This window comes from Bradyrhizobium sp. USDA 3364 (assembly GCF_054056355.1).
This window is the reverse complement of the sequence record NZ_JBSRYG010000002.1, coordinates 1649774-1665849: the sequence shown is the minus strand read 5'-3', so window position 1 is coordinate 1665849 and position 16076 is coordinate 1649774. Positions and strand designations below refer to the sequence as shown.

Below are 16076 nucleotides of genomic sequence, written 5' to 3'. Positions count from 1 at the left end.
ACGCCGTCATAACGCGGCTGCGTGAACGGGGTTGCTCGGGCGTCAGGCGCGCGGTGCGGCAAGCTCGGCCGCGATGATCGCGCCGAGCGCCATGTCGCTCTGCTGGCCGAAGCCGTGATGCACGATATTGCCGTCGCGGCCGATCAGGATGCTGGTCGGGGTTCCTTGCATGCCGTAGCGCTGCATGGTGACGGGGATCGGCGTGCCGTCGCCGGCCTCATCGACGCCGATCGGGAAGGTCAGCCGGTATTCGTGGATGAAGGCTTCCAGCGACACCTCCGTCATTGCCACGTGGTGCTCGAATACGGTGTGCAGCCCGATCACCTGCAGGTCGGAATGTTTGAACAGCTCGAACGCGCGCTGGGTCTGCGGGGTACCGTGCGCGACGCAGCCGGGGCACAGCATCTGGAACGCGTGCAGCAGCACCGGGCGGCCGCGCAGCGCGGCCAGGGTCAGGGGTTCACTGTTGAACCAGCGCGACGCGGCGATTTCAGGTGCTGGAGTCACAAATCAGTCTCCTTGCGTCCGCCCACGGCGCGAGGTTGGCAAGATCGGCGCGGGCCTGTCAACGGCTGGCGGCGCTTGCCGCAGCCCGCCTTGCGCGGCGTGCCGCGCGGCGGCGCTGGGTCCAGAGCCGCGCGCGGTCGAGATAGAGATAGACCACCGGTGTGGTGTAGAGCGTCAGGATCTGGCTCAGGATCAGCCCGCCGAAGATCGCGATGCCGAGCGGCTGGCGCAGCTCGCTGCCCTCGCCGAGGCCGATCATCAGCGGCACCGCGCCGAACAGCGCGGCGAGCGTCGTCATCATGATCGGGCGGAAGCGCATCAGGCAGGCTTCGTAGATCGCGTCGCGCGACGACAGCCCGCGCTGGCGCTCGGCGTCGAGTGCGAAGTCGATCATCATGATCGCGTTCTTCTTGACGATGCCGACCAAGAGGATCACACCGATCATGCCGATGATGTCGAAATCGGTGTGCGACAGCATCAAGGCCGCCACCGCGCCGACACCGGCCGAGGGCAAGGTGGAGAGGATGGTCAGCGGGTGGATGTAGCTCTCGTAGAGCATCCCGAGCGAGATGTAGATCGTCGCCAGCGCGGCGAGAATCAGGAACAGCTCGTTCGCCAGCGCCTGCTGGAAGATCTTAGCCGAGCCCGCGAAGCCGCCATTGATGCCGGCCGGCATGTTGATCGCGTGCATCGCGTTCTCGATCGTTGTGGTCGCGGTGCTCAGCGAGACGCCCGGCGGCAGGTTGAACGAGATGGTGCTGGAAACCAGCAGGTCCTGGTGGTTGACCGAGAGCGGCGTCTCGCCATGCTCGAAGCGGGCGACGCTCGACAGCGGGATCATCGTCTCGGCGCTGGTCGAGACCGCGGTGCCGGTCGAGGCGACGCCCTTGCCGGTGGCGCCGATCGAATTGGTCGCCTGGTTGCGCACCACGTTGGCGGCGACCGAGCTGACCGAGCTCTTATGCGACGACGAGGCCACCGTTCCGGCCACCGCATTGGTGCTCTGCGTACCGGTCGCCGATCCGCCCGAGGTCGAGATGTAGACCTGCTTCAGCGTCTCCGGATCCTGCGAGAAGCGCGGCGCGACTTCCATGATCACGTGATACTGGTTGCGCGCGACGAAGATGGTCGAGACCTGGCGCTGTCCGAAGGCGTCATAGAGCGTGTTGTCGAGCTGGCTGACCGTGATGCCGAGCCGGGAGGCGGTGTCGCGGTCGATGACAAGATTGGCCTGCAGCGCCCTGTTCTGCTGGTCGCTGTTGACGTCGGCGAGCGTCGGCTCCTTCTGCAATGCGGCGACGAGCTTCGGCGTCCACTCGTTCAGCTCCTCGAAGGTCGAGCCCTTCAGCGTGTATTGATACGCCGCATTGCCTGAGCGTCCGCCGGCGCCGAGATCGCCGATCGATTGCAGGAACAGGGTGGCGCCGGCGACGCTTGCCAACGGCTCGCGCAGCCGCTCGATCACCTTGTCGGCGCGCAGATTGCGCTCGTTCATCGGCTTCAGCGAGGCGAACACGGTGCCGGTATTGGTGCCGCCGGGGCCGACACCGCCGCCGCCGGTGAAGCCGACCGCGGTATCGACCGCCGGATCCGACTTCACGATGTCGATGAACTGGGTCAGCTTCTGCTGCATCAGCTGGAACGAAGTGCTCTGGTCGGCCTGGATCGAGCCGACCAAGAGCCCGGTATCCTGCTGCGGCACGAAGCCCTTGGGCACGACCCTGTAGAGATGGAAGTTCAAATAGAGCGTCGAGCCCAGGATCAGCATCACCAAAAGCGGATGGCGCAGCGCAAGGCCGAGCGTCGCGCGGTAGCCGCCCAGCATCAGCTCGAACACGCGCTCGCTGATCCGGTAGATCCGGCCATGCGGCTGGTCCTCCTGCTTGCGCAGCAGCACCGAGCACATCATCGGCGTCGTGGTCAGCGAGACCACCAGCGAGATCACGATCGCGATCGTGATCGTCATGGCGAATTCGCGGAACAGGCGGCCGACCAGCCCGCCCATCAGGAGGATCGGCACGAACACCGCGACCAGCGACACGCTCATCGACAGCACGGTGAAGCCGACCTCGCGGGTGCCGAGCAGCGTGGCCTCCATGCGTGACAGCCCGGCATCCATGTGGCGGGTGATGTTCTCCAGCACCACGATGGCGTCGTCAACCACGAAGCCGGTCGCCACCGTCAGCGCCATCAGCGAGAAGATGTCGAGCGTGTAGCCGAGCAGGTACATCACGGCGAAGGTCGCGATCAGCGACACGCCGACCGCCACCACCGGCACCAGCGTCGCCCGCGCATTGCGCAGGAACGCGAACACCACCAGGATCACCAGGGCGACCGCGATCAACAGCGTGATCTCGACGTCGTGCAGCGAGGCCCGGATCGTCTTCGAGCGATCCATCGCCAGCGTGATGTCGATCGCGGGCGACACCGAGGCCTTCAGCTGCGGCATCAGCCCCTTCACGTTGTCGACCATCTTGATGATATTGGCGCCCGGCTGCCGGTACACGATCATCACGACGGCCGGCTTGCCGTTGGCGAGGCCGAGCGTGCGGACATTCTCGACGGAATCGATCACGTCACCGACGTCGGTCAGCCGCACCGCGGCGCCGTTGCGATAGGCGACGACCAGCGGCCTGTAATCGGCCGCCTTGCGGGCCTGGTCGTTGGCGTAGATCTGGTAGCGCTGGTCGCCGACGTCGATGCCGCCCTTCGGGCTGTGCGCATTGGCGCTCGACAGCGCGGCGCGGACGTCCTCGAGCCCGATGCCGTATTTGTAGAGCGCCGGCGGGATCAGCTCGACGCGCACCGCGGGCAGCGACCCGCCGCCGACCGAGACTTCGCCGACGCCCTCGACCTGCGACAGCTTCTGCGCCAGCACGGTCGACGCGGCGTCATAGAGCTCGGCGGGCGTCAGCGTGTCCGAGGTCAGGGTGTAGATCAGGATCGGCGCCGAGGCCGGGTTGAACTTGCGGTAGGTCGGATTGGCGCGGAGGTTGGTCGGCAGGTCGGCGCGGGCCGCGTTGATCGCCGCCTGCACGTCGCGCGCGGCGCCGTTGATGTCGCGGTCGATGTCGAATTGCAGCGTGATGCGGGCGGAGCCGAGCGAGGACACCGAGGTCATTTCGGTGACGCTGGCGATCTGGCCGAGGTGACGTTCCAGCGGGCTCGCCACCGTGGCGGCGACGTCGGCCGGGCTCGCGCCGGGCAGGGTCGCCTGCACCATGATGGTCGGGATGTCGACGTCGGGCAGCGGCGACACCGGCAGCTTGAAGAATGCGATGACGCCCGCCACGACAAGTCCAAGCGACAGCAGCGTGGTGCCGACCGGCCGGCGGACAAAGGGGGCGGAGAGGTTCATTGCATCAGCGAGCGACGTTTGCGGATGAGCTTCTATCCGTCCGCGCCGCGATGCAAAAGCCTAAATGTCACAGGGCGCTGCCATACGGCCGCCGCGATTTGTCGGATCGCAACAAGGCGGCATCGGATTTGCGGCCCGGTCCGTCGGCGCCGTTCAGCCCGCCTCCGGTCCGGCGTCCTTCTTGGCCCGGAGCGCGCCGCGTTCGAGCAGCCAGGCCGCGACCTCGCGATGTTCCGCTTGCTCCGCGATGTCGAGTGGCGTCTGCCCGGACCACGGAGCGGGCCAGTGGAGGTCGGCGCCGCGCTCGAGCAGATATTTTGCGGCGGCGAGTTGTCCGCCATGGCAGGCGTTCCAGAACGGTCCTGACAGCTGTTCGGCCGGGAGCGGCGTGGTCTCGAGCCGGCGGACGATCTCCGGCATCATGCCCAGCGCCGCCTCGTGCCACAGCTGTGTCTGCGCGCCCCGTTCGGCGAGCCGCCGTGCTGCCGCCCATTGGCCGTAGCCGACCGCCGACGACAGCGGCGGACCGCCGTCGATCGACGAGCCCTCATGCTCGATATCGGCGCCGGCATCGAGCAGCGCATCGACCAGCGCGACATCGTCATTGCTGGCGGCCCAGTGCAGCGGAGTTTCGCGATGCCACATTGCGACCGCCGGCGCGTCGAGATCGGCACCGGCTGCAGCCAGGATCTGCACGATCGCCGCCGCATTGGGGTTGTCACCCGGCCAGTCGGCGAACAGATGCAGCGGGCTCCGTCCGCCGCCCTTCGCATCCACGACGACGCAGCCGGCAAGTTCGGGGTGCGACGCGAGCAGCGCGCGGAGGCGCTCGGCCTCACCGGCCTTGAGAGCTGCCGTCAGCTCGACGGCAAGCGGGTCATCGCTTCGCAATCTCGGCATGTCGGTGGTCATCGTCTGCCTCTCGCAATCCCGCACGCCGCCGTCCGGACTACTTCGCGGCATTCTGGCTCGCCCCGACGAAGTAAAAATCCTCGCTGCCCGGAACCGAGCCATAGCTGAAAGGCTGCTGCCGCCGATCCGTCGCGGCCATGACGTCGTCGCGCACCAGGTCGAACAGCTTGCGGATCTCGATCCGGGGCGTCTCGATGCGCTTGATCAGGGCCGTCACGAACGGGCTGTGGCCGTCGTCGCCGTCGAGCGCGACCTGGCCGTGCTTGGCGGCGTAGACGACCAGTGTTCCGCTGTCGGGTTCGACCTGGGCCAATCCCCGCCCGATGGAACGCGACGCGACGGTCCGCTTGATCTGGTTGGCGAAGGGATTGTCGCGGCAGGCATCGAGAATGACGAGGTGCAGCTTGCGCGCACCCTCGGTGGCGCCCATCACCTGCGCCAGGGCGACGGCCTCGAACGGCACGTCGCGGTCGGTCGCGAGCTTCGCGTCGACCGGTACCAGATAGTTCTCGCCCGCCATCTCCATGCCGTGCCCGGCATAATAGATCACGGCCCAGTCGGCGCCGTCGGCTGCGTTGGCAAATGACTTGAGAGCTTCGACCAGGCCGTCGCGCGTGGCGTCGGTGACGAGGCGGACGTCCTGGAAGCCCACGGCGCGCAGCGTACCGGCAATCGCAGCGGCGTCCTGGCCGGGATTCGGCAGCACCGGCACCGAGCGATATTTTGAGTTGCCGACGACGAGGGCGACGCGCTTCTCAGACGTCGTTGCCTTCTGGCCCGCGCCGACCGGCGGGATCGGCACGGCCGCGGCGAGCGCGGGCGCTGGCTTGGCCGCACTGTGATCCGCGACCACGCTCTTGTCCGTGGTGGCGACCTTGTCCAGCCGTTGCAGGCCGTCCCTCGCGACGCGCTGGCCCTGTGTGCGGTCGAGCTGATCGAGGCCGATGACGTCGAGTTCTCGTCGGCGAGACCGCGCCGCGCGTAGTTCAGCGCGCCTTGTGCGTTGAGTTGCGTGGCGTGGTTGTAGTCGCGGATGGCCCGATCGAGGTCGCCCTTGCTCGCCAGCGTCAGGCCGCGCAGCGAGTAGAACTCGGATTGGTCGTCCTTGATGGCGATCGCGCGTTCGACGTCGCGCGCGGCATTGTCGATGTCGCCGGCGCTGATCTCGACGACGGCACGGCAATAATATGGGCCGCCTGCGCGCGGCGCGAGCTTGATCGCTTGCTGGCAATGCAGCGCCGCGAGCCGGTCCTTGCCGCGGAAATCATAGACCAGCGCGCGATTGACATAGGCGTACCACGAGTTCGGATCGAGCTCGATCGACTTGCCGTAATCGGCAAGCGCCCGATCATAGTCACCGGTGGCAACGAACAGCTCGGCGCGATTGTTGAACCAGCCGGCGCTGAACGGGCCGGCGGGCTTCAGCCGGATCGCCTGGTCGAAGTCGCTCAGCGCGCGGTCATAGTCCTGGTTCTGCAGGAACACCTTGGCGCGCTGGCCATAGGAGGGCGCGAACGACGGATTGATCGCGATCGACTGATCGTAGTCCGCCTTGGCTTTCTCCAGATCGCCCTTGTTATGCCAGGCAAGCGCGCGGTTGTAATAGGTGATCGAAAGGTCGCGCCCCCGGGGATTGGCCGCAATCAGGCGGGTGCAGGCAGGGATCGCGAGCTCCGGGCGCGGATCCTTGGCGTCGCACGCTGCGCCATCCTCTCGCAGCCCGGCATGAGATGGTGAATTCAGCAGCAACAGCAGGCCGATCGCGGCGAGTCTGGGCAACGAGGGGCGCATTCCAGTCATTCCATTCCAGCGACCGGAAATGGAGACCACAATGTTGTTCGCGCCGTGGCAAAAATCCGCGAGCGAGGTTCCGCGCTCAGGCCGGGTCGAGCCCGCCCGCTGCGCGTGCATCCCGATGCAGCGGGCCGGAATCATGCAGCATCGCCGCGAGCTGGTGCAGCTGGGCATCGCGAAAACCCTGCTTCTCGATCGCGGCCACCGTCGACAGCACATAGTCGCGGTTGTTGCCGGAGCGGCCATGGCCCTGCAGCACCAGGCGCAGCTGCTCGGCCAGCGACAGCCGCCCGGCATATTGCACATGGCCGCGATCGACCACATAGGCCAGCGCCGAGACCCGGTCGCGCGCCGCGTTCTCCAGCCACACCGAGCGCATCACCTCGCGATAGACATTGGTGGTCTGCTCGCGCGACCGCAGATAGGCGACGGTGTCATGGCGCAGGCGGGCATCGACGCGGAACGCGATGCCGCGGCAGGCGCCGCCGCGGTCGAGCCCGAGCACCAGGCCCGGCTTCTCCGGCGTGCCGCGGTGGTCGAACGAATAGACGCAGAGCGCGCGATGCTCGCCGATCAGCCGCGCCGGCACCTGCTCCAGGAACTCGAAGCCCGGCTTCCACATCAGCGAGCCGTAGCCGAACACCCAGAGGTCGCCGTCGGTTTCGGAATGGGGGGGATTTACTGACATCGCGCAGATGGGCTACCAGAACGGGCCGCCGAAGCGAAGCAGATTCCGTGATGTTTCCAAGGGTTGCGCAGGGCTTGGTCAAGGGTTGTTCGAGCCGCGCAGCCGCTTAGATTCTGACAAATTCGCGCTCCAAAGGACGCCGCATGTCCGATTTGACTTCCGCCCCTCGCCGCCGCTCGCGGTTCGGCCTCTATGCCGTCCCCGTCGCGGTCCTGATCGCCGCGGTGCTGTGGAGCGGCTTCTGGTTCTTCGCCGCCTCGCAGGTCGGGGTGCAGGCCGATGCCTGGCGCGCGCAGGAGGCGAAGGCCGGCCGGGTCTATGATTGCGGCAAGCGCTCGGTGGCGGGTTACCCGTTCCGGTTCGAAGTCCGCTGCGAAGAGCCCAGCGTGATGCTGGTGTCACAGACCGCCTCGCCGCAGATGGCGTTCGTGGCGCGGCTCGCCGAGATCCTGGTCGTGGCGCAGATCTATGATCCCAAGCTCGTGATCGCGGAGTTCAAGGGCCCGGCCACGGTCGCCGAGCGCAACGCGCAGCCGACGCTGCAGGTCGACTGGCGGCTCGGCCGCAGCAGCGTGGTCGGCCTGCCGGCGGTGCCGCAGCGCGCCTCGCTGGTGTTTGACGATCTCGCCATCGACCGCACCGGCGGTCCCGCGCCGACGCCGCTGATGCGTGTCAATCATATCGAGCTGCACGGCAGGCAGGTCGACGGTTCGGCGCCGGACAGCCCCGCGATCGAGACCGTGCTGCAGATCAATGGCGGCACCTTGCAGGAGGTGCATCCGCTGCTCACCCAGCCGTTCAATGCCGACATCCATGCGCGGCTGAACGGCTTGAAGGATTTCTCGCCAAAACCGTGGCCGGATCGTTTCCGCGAAATCCAGGCGGCGGGCGGCAGCGTCGAGATCCAGCAGTCGCGGATCGAGCAGGGCGATGTGCTGTCGGTCGCGGCCGGCACGCTGCGCCTCAACGCGCAGGGCCGCATCGAGGGCGAGCTGCAGATGACGGTCGCCGGCCTCGACCGCGTCATCCCCGCGCTCGGCATCGACAAGATGCTCGAGGACGGCGTGCCGCAGTCGACGCTCGATCGCGTCGCCCCCGGTGTGAAGAGCCAGGACCTCAGCAATCTCTTTGGCGCGCTGGATCGCGCGATCCCCGGCCTCGGCAAGGTGATCAAGCAGAATGCCAATGCCGGCATTTCCGCCGGCATCAACTCGCTCGGCACCGAGGCCACGCTCGAAGGCAAGAAGGCGCGCAGCTTCCCGCTGCGCTTCGCCGACGGCGCGGTGTTTCTGGGCCCGCTGAAAGTCGGGCAGATCCCGCCGCTGTTATGAGCGTTTTCTGATCGATACTTGGGAGATGCTGTGCCTTTGCGTCAGAAGTTGAAGTTCTTCTCCTTCAACTGCTCACATGCACCGTCGAGCCCCGGAAATATCGATCCTGCGGTGATACCCATCAGACCCAATTCCTGGATGATCCGCGGACGCTCGGAAACAGGTAAGTCGATTACCTCGAGATACGTCTTGTGACGCTGGAGCTCATTGAACGCGATGAATTCCTCGATGTCATCGACGTTTGCAATGGTGGAAAGTGCCTGCTGCGGGACCATTCGGGGATTGTTGATCGCTAAGGGACTGAGAAGAGAAAAATGAGGCAAAGTGCCGGTCACGAGCGGTGATCTTGGGATGTCCCTAACCCACTCTCGCTGATCGAACACGAAGATGCGCGCGTACTCACCTGCGGTTCGCCTCTTACGGAATGCGAAGTACGTGGCAATAAACGGTGAGTACGTCCAGTCCAAGAGAGGTGTCGGATAGCCGTGGTGTTGTACAAGGCTATAGAAAGCCCCGTTCTCTAACTCGTCTCTCAGATTAAAATGGTGTTGTGTTAAGCTGCTAAGGTGAGCATGAAGCTGTGAGATATCTTGATTCACAAACTTGAAGAGATTGGCCCGGCCTGAGCGATGGAAGAACGTACGTAGTCGCCACTCGCTGCTTTCTTGTCCTCTAAAGACGTAACGGTTGGGCTCTAGAGCAAGTGCATACTCCTTAAATGCGCTCCAGTCGCCAATTTTCGTGATTGGCTTCCGGTCCGGCGGTCTGCTCGCGTCCGATCGTCTAAGATGTGCCTTTCCTGATCCCGACGATGCGCTGGTGAAGTCAACAACGAGGACGTTATTCGTCTCATCGCACGACCACACAGTGTCGATTGCCGGATCGAGCGTAACATTAGGATAATGCTGCTTTACTGCGCTCCACGGAACAAGGACACCATGTTGTAGGTCGATGGCGTCCGTCATGATCCGCAAGGAGAAGTTATCCGATTTGTCGGTCGTCCTCACTGCACCAGCGATTGGCGGGTAGGTCGGATCGCTCGGAAAGACGTAAGCCATTCCTTCAAAATGGTCGCCGAGATCGTCAAGTTCGATCGTGACAGCGCCTTCCGTTGTACCTCGATATGAACCCAGCCACTGTCCTCGCATCGCGGTTATTCCAATTGTTCGGTTGCCTGTGCAACCTGAGGTAACATGACCGCGGATCAGGAGGTATCCAAATGGCAAAAACGATTGTGGATGAAGCGACTGAGATGGCAAGGCTCGTCAATATCGATCTTTCAAACATCGAGGGGTCTACTGCGTTGTCACTCGCCATCAACAAGATGGTTATTGCTGAGGTGGTAATGCAATACACATTGGTAGACGAAATGCTTGCCGAGATCATTGTCCGATATTTCTTTGATATCGAAGCCGACGTGGTCCATTTCGAGCAGGCTTGGAAAACGGATAAATTCAGAATCTTTGTCCATCATGTGCTAGATGAAACTTTCCTGCTGAAGAAGCTTAGTATTGTCCAAGCGATCTCGCCGGTGCCGCCAGAGATCACGAAGATAATCAATCGTATTAACGCAGTGCGCAACGGCCTCGCGCACAGCTTCTTTCCGGAGAATAGGAAGGAGAATAAGGGGTCAGGAAATGTGCTTTACGCTGGCGCCGATATTCGCTCGTTGGACGGCATGCGCCAATTCAAAGACGAGGCCGACCAAGCTTATCGGTACCTTTATGACCGCGTATACGCGCCAGAGTTCGGGGCCTAGACGTGGAGCGCATGCATGCAATCGAGAGTGAGCCCGCAGCTTCCCGCTGCGCTTCGCCGACGGCGCGGTGTTTTTGGGCCCGCTGAAAGTCGGCCAGATCCCGCCGCTGTTCTGAGCGAATGCGCCAGCTTTGTAGGGCGGATTAGCGTTAGCGTAATCCGCCATCTTGCACCGTGCACTGCGCGGCGGATTACGCCTTCGGCTAATCCGCCCTACGGACCGGTTTTCTCTCACGAATGCTCGAACGGGCCGACCTCGCGGATCACCTTGCAGATTTGCAGGAAGCCGCTGGCGTAGAATTCGGCGTGGCCGCGCTTCATGGTCTCGACGTGCTCCGGGTGAGTGCGCCAGGCTTCGAGCGCGTCCTCCGAGGCGAAACGAAACAGGGTGAGCTCCTCGCCATCCTCCGCCTTGAATGATTTGACCGAGAGGAAGCCCGGAAGGCGGCTGACGATCTCGTACATGCGTTCGCCGAGCCGGTTGTATTCGTCGAGCGGGGCGCGCTCGCGGAGCTTCAGGTCCCCAACGACAATGATTTCACCGATCATGTTCCGTCCTTTGTCCGTTGATGTCCATGGCGGCTTGAAAACAAGAGTCCAACGGCAATTCGAATTCGTGACCGGTTTTGTTACACGTCGCGCGAGACGGAGAGGCGGATGACGCTGCGCCAATCCCGCCCTCCGCACCGGGCGGACTCACTAATCCCTCGCGCGCGATATCGTTCGTTCCGGCAAACTATTCCCGCGGTCGCGATGAGAAAAACGTGACCGGAATATTGCGGGCCGCCGCGAATATCACTCCCCGAGTACCGCTCTTTCTCGCCTGAGGAAACAACCTCGTGTGGAGGAGAAGCGATGCGAATTCTCGGGGGAATTCTGCTCGGCAGCATGCTGCTGTCGGCAGGTCCGGCGTTGGCGGAGGACGATGCGTCCGAGCTGCGTGCGCTGAAGGCGCGGCTCAAGCAGCTCGAGCAGAAAATGGAGACGCAGGCGCGCAAGGAGGAGGCGCTGGCCGCAAGACAGAACGCAATTCAGAACGCGCAGATGACGGCGAAGGCGCCGGTGCCGTTCGATCCCTGCGCGTCGGGCAAGCTCTGCTACAAGGGCGTCACCTTCACCTTCGGCGGCTGGGTCGATCTCACCGGCATCTATCGCACCCGCAACCTCGCCTCCGACACCGGCTCGGTCTACGCCTTCATTCCGTTCCCGCAGAGCAAGAACTTCAACACCGGCGAGTCGCGGTTTTCGGCGCGGCAGACCCGCTTCTCGGTGCTTGCCGAAGCCGAGGTGTTCGCCAACACCCGTGTCGCCGGCTACGGCGAAATGGACTTCGAAGGCGCGGCGCAGACCGCGAACTCGGTCGCCACCAACTCGTTCAACCCGCGGCTGCGGCAGGCCAGCGTCGAGCTCAGCCGCACCGATCTCGGCCTGCACGTGCTTGCCGGCCAGAGCTGGTCGCTCAACGCGCCGAGCAAGGCGGGGATCGACCCGCGCGGCGTCGATGCGCCCGGCGTGATCGATTTCGAATCGGTGCCCGGCTTCCTCGCGGCGCGGCAGCCCGGCATTCGCGTCTGGCAGGACATCGGGCCCGAATTCAAGCTCGCGGTCTCGGCGGAAAATCCGCAGACCTCGTTCTTCGGCGGCAACACGCCGCTGGTCGGCACGCCTGCGGTCGGGCCGCAGGGCGTGCTCAATCCGAACCTCTTGGTCAACCTCACCGGCCCGGGCGGCAGCTTCTTCAACAACGCCAACAATGTCAGCCTCAACCACGTGCCCGATTTCACCGTGAAGGGCGCGTGGGATCCGCGGCTCGGTCCCTACAAGCTGCATGTCGAGGGCTGGGCGATGTATCGTGACTTCTACGATCGCTTCAACTTCGCCAATCACGACGTCAACACGGTGAGCTTCGGCGGGCATTTCTCGGCGGAGATCGTGCCGAAGCTGCTCGAGTTGCAAGGGTCCGCGTCCCACGGCGCGCTCGGCCGCTTCACCGCAACCCCGTTCCCGGACGCGACGGTGCGCCAGGACGGCACGATCCAGCCGCTGCCGATCACGGCGTTCCTGCTCGGCACGGTCTGGCACACGACGCCGTCGCTCGATCTTTACGCCTATGCCGGCCTCGAGAAGACCAAGGCGACGTTCTCCAATGTCGGCACCGTGCCGTTCGGCTACGGCAATCCGCTCTACAACAATCTCGGCTGCAACATCGAGAACTCGCCGGCCGCGACCTGCAACGGCAACACCTCGGAGGTCAGGCAGTACACCGCCGGCTTCTACGACACGATCTTCAAGGGCGACTACGGGGCGATCAAGGCCGGCGTCCAGTATTCCTACAACCAGCGCTTCGCCTTCGCCGGTGTCGGCGGCGCGCCGAAGACCGACGACCACATCATCATGTCGCAAATCCGCTACTACCCGTTCTCCCCGTAGCAACGGAGAGAGCGCGCAGAACCGGTAAAGGAGACCGCACATGAGGATCATGTCCAGACCGAAGGAGCGTGCCGTGATCGCGCGCGAGTTGATGATGGTCAGCCGCGCCGCGCACGTGCTACAGCGAACGGGGCTGGCGATGGCGGGTGCGATGGCCGGCACCTTCGTCGCCGCCCAGCTCGCCAAGGGCCACGTTGCGATGTTCGGCACGCTCGCCTTCATCGCGACGACAATCGTGATCGGCGCCGTCGGCTTCTATCTCGGCATCGATGTTCCCAAGCCCGCGATGCGCGGGACCGGGCGCATCGATACTGTCGAGCTCTTGACTGCGAGCGGCATCTTCCTCGCGGCGCTGGCCGCTTTGGTGTCGGTCTATGGCATCATCTTCGACGAGATTCCACCGCGGGCCTGGGAATTCGTGATCGCCTCGTGGTGGTTCGGCGGCGTCGTCATGCTGGCAATCGCCGGCCTTGGCGGCCGCCAGCGGCCGGCGCAGAAGGTCGCGACAATATCGACAGGGTCGATCCGGGATCAGCGGTTGCGGCGGTGAGCGCCATCGCCGCGGCCCGCTGCGCCAATCCGAGTCTCAGGCCTCCCGCTGGACCAGCTCGAAGGTGATGCCCTCGGGGCCCTCGAACAGCCGGAGCTTTCGGCTGATATAGTCCATCTCGTCGCTCAGCATGGTGACACCGTTGGCGATCAGGTGCGCGGTGGCTGCCTCAATGTCGTCGACGCGGAACGCGAGGTGATTGAAGCCCAGTTTTCGCAGATTGGTCGGGTGCACCCCCGGATCGGCCCCCGGCGGCGGGTCGAACGCGAGCAGCTGTATCTCAAAACCTGCTCCTTCGAGTGTGAGGGTGATGTGCTGCGCTTTCATCGCCGGCATGCCCATGTACTGCGCGGGAACGCCACCGTCGATGGTCGCGACGTGAGTTGTCTTGAAGCCAAGCAGCGCGAAGAATGAGATCGCCGGGCCGGCGTCTGCCACCGCGATCGTCACATGATCGGGACTGAGTATCATCTGATCGCTCCCTGTCATCGATGCCGCACGAGCTTACATCGCTTCGGGTTGCCGCGGAATGAGGGCAGACGCTGCGACAAGCGCGTCGCTGGGGCCACGATCCCGTTCGCAATCAAATGCCGTGGTTATAGGTCCTGGCTTTCGCCAGGACGACGACGTGGGGAAAGTCGCGGGCCGGATGCTACTTCTTCAAATTCGCATGCGGCCGGCCGAAGTCGGGCGCTGCCGAATCCTGGCCGGTCTCGACGATGCCGCGGCGGATGGCGCGGGTGCGGGTGAAGTGGTCGAACAGTGCTTCGCCGTCGCCGCGCCGGATCGCGCGGGTGAGCTTCGACAGGTCCTCGGTGAAGGTGCCGAGCATCTCGAGCACGGCGTCCTTGTTGGCGAGGAACACGTCGCGCCACATCGTCGGGTCGGAGGCCGCGATGCGGGTGAAGTCGCGGAAGCCGCCGGCGGAGAACTTGATGACCTCCGACTCCGTCACCTGCGCCAGCTCGTCGGCGGTGCCGACGATGGTGTAGGCGATCAGATGCGGCAGATGGCTGGTGATCGCCAGCACGAGGTCATGATGGTCCGGCGTCATGATCTCGACCTTGGCGCCGAGCGCAGCCCAGAAGGCGCGCAGCCGGTCGGTCGCGGCAGGGTCGGTGCCGTCGGGCGGCGTCAGGATGCACCAGCGGTTGATGAAGAGCTCGGCGAAGCCGGAATCCGGCCCCGAGTTCTCGGTGCCGGCGACGGGGTGCGCGGGCACGAAATGCACGGCGCCAGGCAAATGCGGCGCCATGTCCTTGACCACGGCTCCCTTCACCGAGCCGACGTCTGAGATGATGGCGCCGGGCTTCAGGTGCGGCGCGATCTCGGCGGCGACCGGACCACAGGCGCCGACCGGGATGCAGAGGATGACGAGATCGGCATCTTTCACGGCCTCGATGTTGGTCGCGACGACGCGATCGACGATGCCGAGCTCGGCGACGCGCGCGCGTGTCTTCTCCGAGCGTGCGGTGGTGACGATCTCGCCGACCAGGCCCTGCGCGCGCGCGCCGCGCGCGATCGAGCCGCCGATCAGGCCGAAGCCGATCAGCGCGATGCGATTGAAGAGCGGAGCCGTGGTCACGATGTCACTTTCCACCTAAGAAGTCGCGCAGCCCCTCGACCACGAGGCGGTTGGCCTCCTCGGTGCCAATGGTCATGCGCAGCGCATGCGGCAGCTTGTAATTGTTGAGCGCGCGCAGCACGAGGCCGCGCCGGGTGAGATAGGCGTCGGCCTCGGCCGCGGTCCTGCCCTTGTCGGTCGGGAAGTGGATCAGCACGAAATTGGCGACGCTCGGCGTCACCTTCAGCCCGAGCTTGCCGATCTCCTCGGTCAGCCAGTTGCGCCACTGTTCGGTGTGGGTCCGCGACATCTGCACATGCGCGGTGTCCTCGATCGCCGCCACTGCCGCCAGCATCGCCGGCGTCGTGACGTTGAACGGACCGCGGATCCGGTTGCAGGCATCGACGATATGCGCCGGGCCGAACATCCAGCCGACTCGCAGCGCGGCGAGGCCGTGGATCTTGGAGAAGGTGTGCGTCACCACCGTGTTGTCCGTCGTCGCGACCAGCTCGATGCCGAGCTCGTAGTCGTTGCGCGAGACGTAGTCGGCATACGCCGCGTCGAGCACCAGCAGCACATGCGAGGGCAGCGCGGCGCGCAGCCGCTTGACCTCGTCGAACGGGATATAGGTGCCGGTCGGATTGTTCGGGTTGGCGAGCCAGACCAGCTTGGTCTTCGGCGTCACCACCTTGAGGATGGCGTCGACGTCGGCGGTGAAGTTGGTCTCGGCCGCGATCACGTTCCTGGCGCCGTTCGCCATGGTGGCGATCGGGTAGACCAGGAAGCCGTGGGTGGTCGAGATCGCCTCGTCGCCCGGCGCGAGATAGGTGTGTGCCAACAGATTGAGGATCTCGTCGGAGCCGGCGCCGCAGATGATGCGGTCGGGGTCGAGTCCATAGGTGCGGCCGATCGCCTCGCGCAGCACGCGCGAGGTGCCCTCCGGATAGTCCTCGAGATGGTCAGCGGCGGCCTTGTAGGCCGCGATCGCCTTCGGAGACGGGCCGAACGGCGTCTCGTTGGCGGACAGCTTGAACACCTTGCGGCCCGGTTCCGGCATCGGGCTCTTGCCGGGCGTGTAGGGCGCAATATCGAGGATGCCGGGGTTCGGCACGGGGCGGGACATCATCAACTCCGATTAGCGCGTTTTCCAGCGAAGTGGATACCGGTTCGCGTCAAGAAAACGC

At 64.7% G+C, this 16076-nt stretch carries 14 protein-coding genes and 2 pseudogenes; 5 read left to right on the top strand and 11 right to left on the bottom strand.

The features are described from left to right. Positions 1-42: 42 nt before the first annotated feature. The 6 genes and pseudogenes from ACVILL_RS07805 to ACVILL_RS07780 form a co-directional block, all read right to left on the bottom strand. A complete protein-coding gene (locus ACVILL_RS07805; protein WP_456728539.1) occupies positions 43-507 on the bottom strand; it encodes a peroxiredoxin family protein in 465 nt (154 codons plus the stop codon). 58 nt (positions 508-565) lie between these two features. After that, a complete protein-coding gene (locus ACVILL_RS07800) occupies positions 566-3865 on the bottom strand; it encodes an efflux RND transporter permease subunit (protein WP_456728538.1) in 3300 nt (1099 codons plus the stop codon). Between the two features lie 153 nt (positions 3866-4018). Continuing rightward, entirely contained in the window at positions 4019-4777 is a 759-nt protein-coding gene (locus ACVILL_RS07795) for an ankyrin repeat domain-containing protein (protein WP_456728537.1), read from the bottom strand. A gap of 37 nt (positions 4778-4814) precedes the next feature. Continuing rightward, positions 4815-5483, bottom strand: coding sequence for a caspase family protein (locus tag ACVILL_RS07790; protein WP_456734202.1), 669 nt, complete (start codon positions 5481-5483; stop codon positions 4815-4817). 305 nt (positions 5484-5788) lie between these two features. Then, positions 5789-6568 (bottom strand): annotated as a pseudogene (locus tag ACVILL_RS07785) (tetratricopeptide repeat protein); the annotation flags it as partial. Positions 6569-6653: 85 nt separating this feature from the next. Beyond that, positions 6654-7259: a gamma-glutamylcyclotransferase gene (locus tag ACVILL_RS07780; protein WP_456728536.1), complete on the bottom strand. Its 606-nt coding sequence runs from the start codon at positions 7257-7259 to the stop codon at positions 6654-6656. Between the two features lie 143 nt (positions 7260-7402). Here ACVILL_RS07780 and ACVILL_RS07775 point away from each other — a divergent pair, with 143 nt between their 5' ends. Next, positions 7403-8590, top strand: coding sequence for a DUF2125 domain-containing protein (locus ACVILL_RS07775; RefSeq protein ID WP_456728535.1), 1188 nt, complete (start codon positions 7403-7405; stop codon positions 8588-8590). 41 nt (positions 8591-8631) lie between these two features. Here the strand turns inward: ACVILL_RS07775 and ACVILL_RS07770 are convergent, their stop codons facing one another. Then, positions 8632-9738 (bottom strand): FRG domain-containing protein, encoded by a 1107-nt coding sequence (locus tag ACVILL_RS07770; RefSeq protein ID WP_456728534.1) that lies wholly within the window; start codon positions 9736-9738, stop codon positions 8632-8634. Positions 9739-9809: 71 nt separating this feature from the next. Between ACVILL_RS07770 and ACVILL_RS07765 the strand changes: the two genes are divergently transcribed. Both ACVILL_RS07765 and ACVILL_RS07760 read left to right on the top strand, forming a co-directional pair. Beyond that, positions 9810-10349 (top strand): hypothetical protein, encoded by a 540-nt coding sequence (locus ACVILL_RS07765; RefSeq protein WP_456728533.1) that lies wholly within the window; start codon positions 9810-9812, stop codon positions 10347-10349. Between the two features lie 31 nt (positions 10350-10380). Continuing rightward, positions 10381-10464, top strand: a pseudogene (locus ACVILL_RS07760) (DUF2125 domain-containing protein); the annotation flags it as partial. A 115-nt stretch (positions 10465-10579) separates the two neighbouring features. Here ACVILL_RS07760 and ACVILL_RS07755 read toward each other — a convergent pair. Further along, complete coding sequence (locus ACVILL_RS07755; RefSeq protein WP_456728532.1) at positions 10580-10897, bottom strand: antibiotic biosynthesis monooxygenase family protein; 318 nt, start codon at positions 10895-10897, stop codon at positions 10580-10582. A gap of 306 nt (positions 10898-11203) precedes the next feature. Between ACVILL_RS07755 and ACVILL_RS07750 the strand changes: the two genes are divergently transcribed. Both ACVILL_RS07750 and ACVILL_RS07745 read left to right on the top strand, forming a co-directional pair. Beyond that, complete coding sequence (locus ACVILL_RS07750; RefSeq protein ID WP_456728531.1) at positions 11204-12778, top strand: hypothetical protein; 1575 nt, start codon at positions 11204-11206, stop codon at positions 12776-12778. A 40-nt stretch (positions 12779-12818) separates the two neighbouring features. Next, positions 12819-13328: a hypothetical protein gene (locus ACVILL_RS07745; RefSeq protein ID WP_456728530.1), complete on the top strand. Its 510-nt coding sequence runs from the start codon at positions 12819-12821 to the stop codon at positions 13326-13328. A 36-nt stretch (positions 13329-13364) separates the two neighbouring features. On the opposite strand, the gene ACVILL_RS07740 is transcribed toward ACVILL_RS07745, so the two are convergent. The 3 genes from ACVILL_RS07740 to hisC form a co-directional block, all read right to left on the bottom strand. Continuing rightward, positions 13365-13799: a VOC family protein gene (locus ACVILL_RS07740; protein WP_456728529.1), complete on the bottom strand. Its 435-nt coding sequence runs from the start codon at positions 13797-13799 to the stop codon at positions 13365-13367. 181 nt (positions 13800-13980) lie between these two features. Continuing rightward, positions 13981-14913 (bottom strand): prephenate/arogenate dehydrogenase family protein, encoded by a 933-nt coding sequence (locus tag ACVILL_RS07735; RefSeq protein WP_456728528.1) that lies wholly within the window; start codon positions 14911-14913, stop codon positions 13981-13983. A gap of 4 nt (positions 14914-14917) precedes the next feature. Beyond that, on the bottom strand, positions 14918-16015 hold the full coding sequence (gene hisC / locus ACVILL_RS07730; RefSeq protein ID WP_456728527.1) for a histidinol-phosphate transaminase: 1098 nt from the start codon (positions 16013-16015) through the stop codon (positions 14918-14920). Positions 16016-16076: the final 61 nt, after the last annotated feature.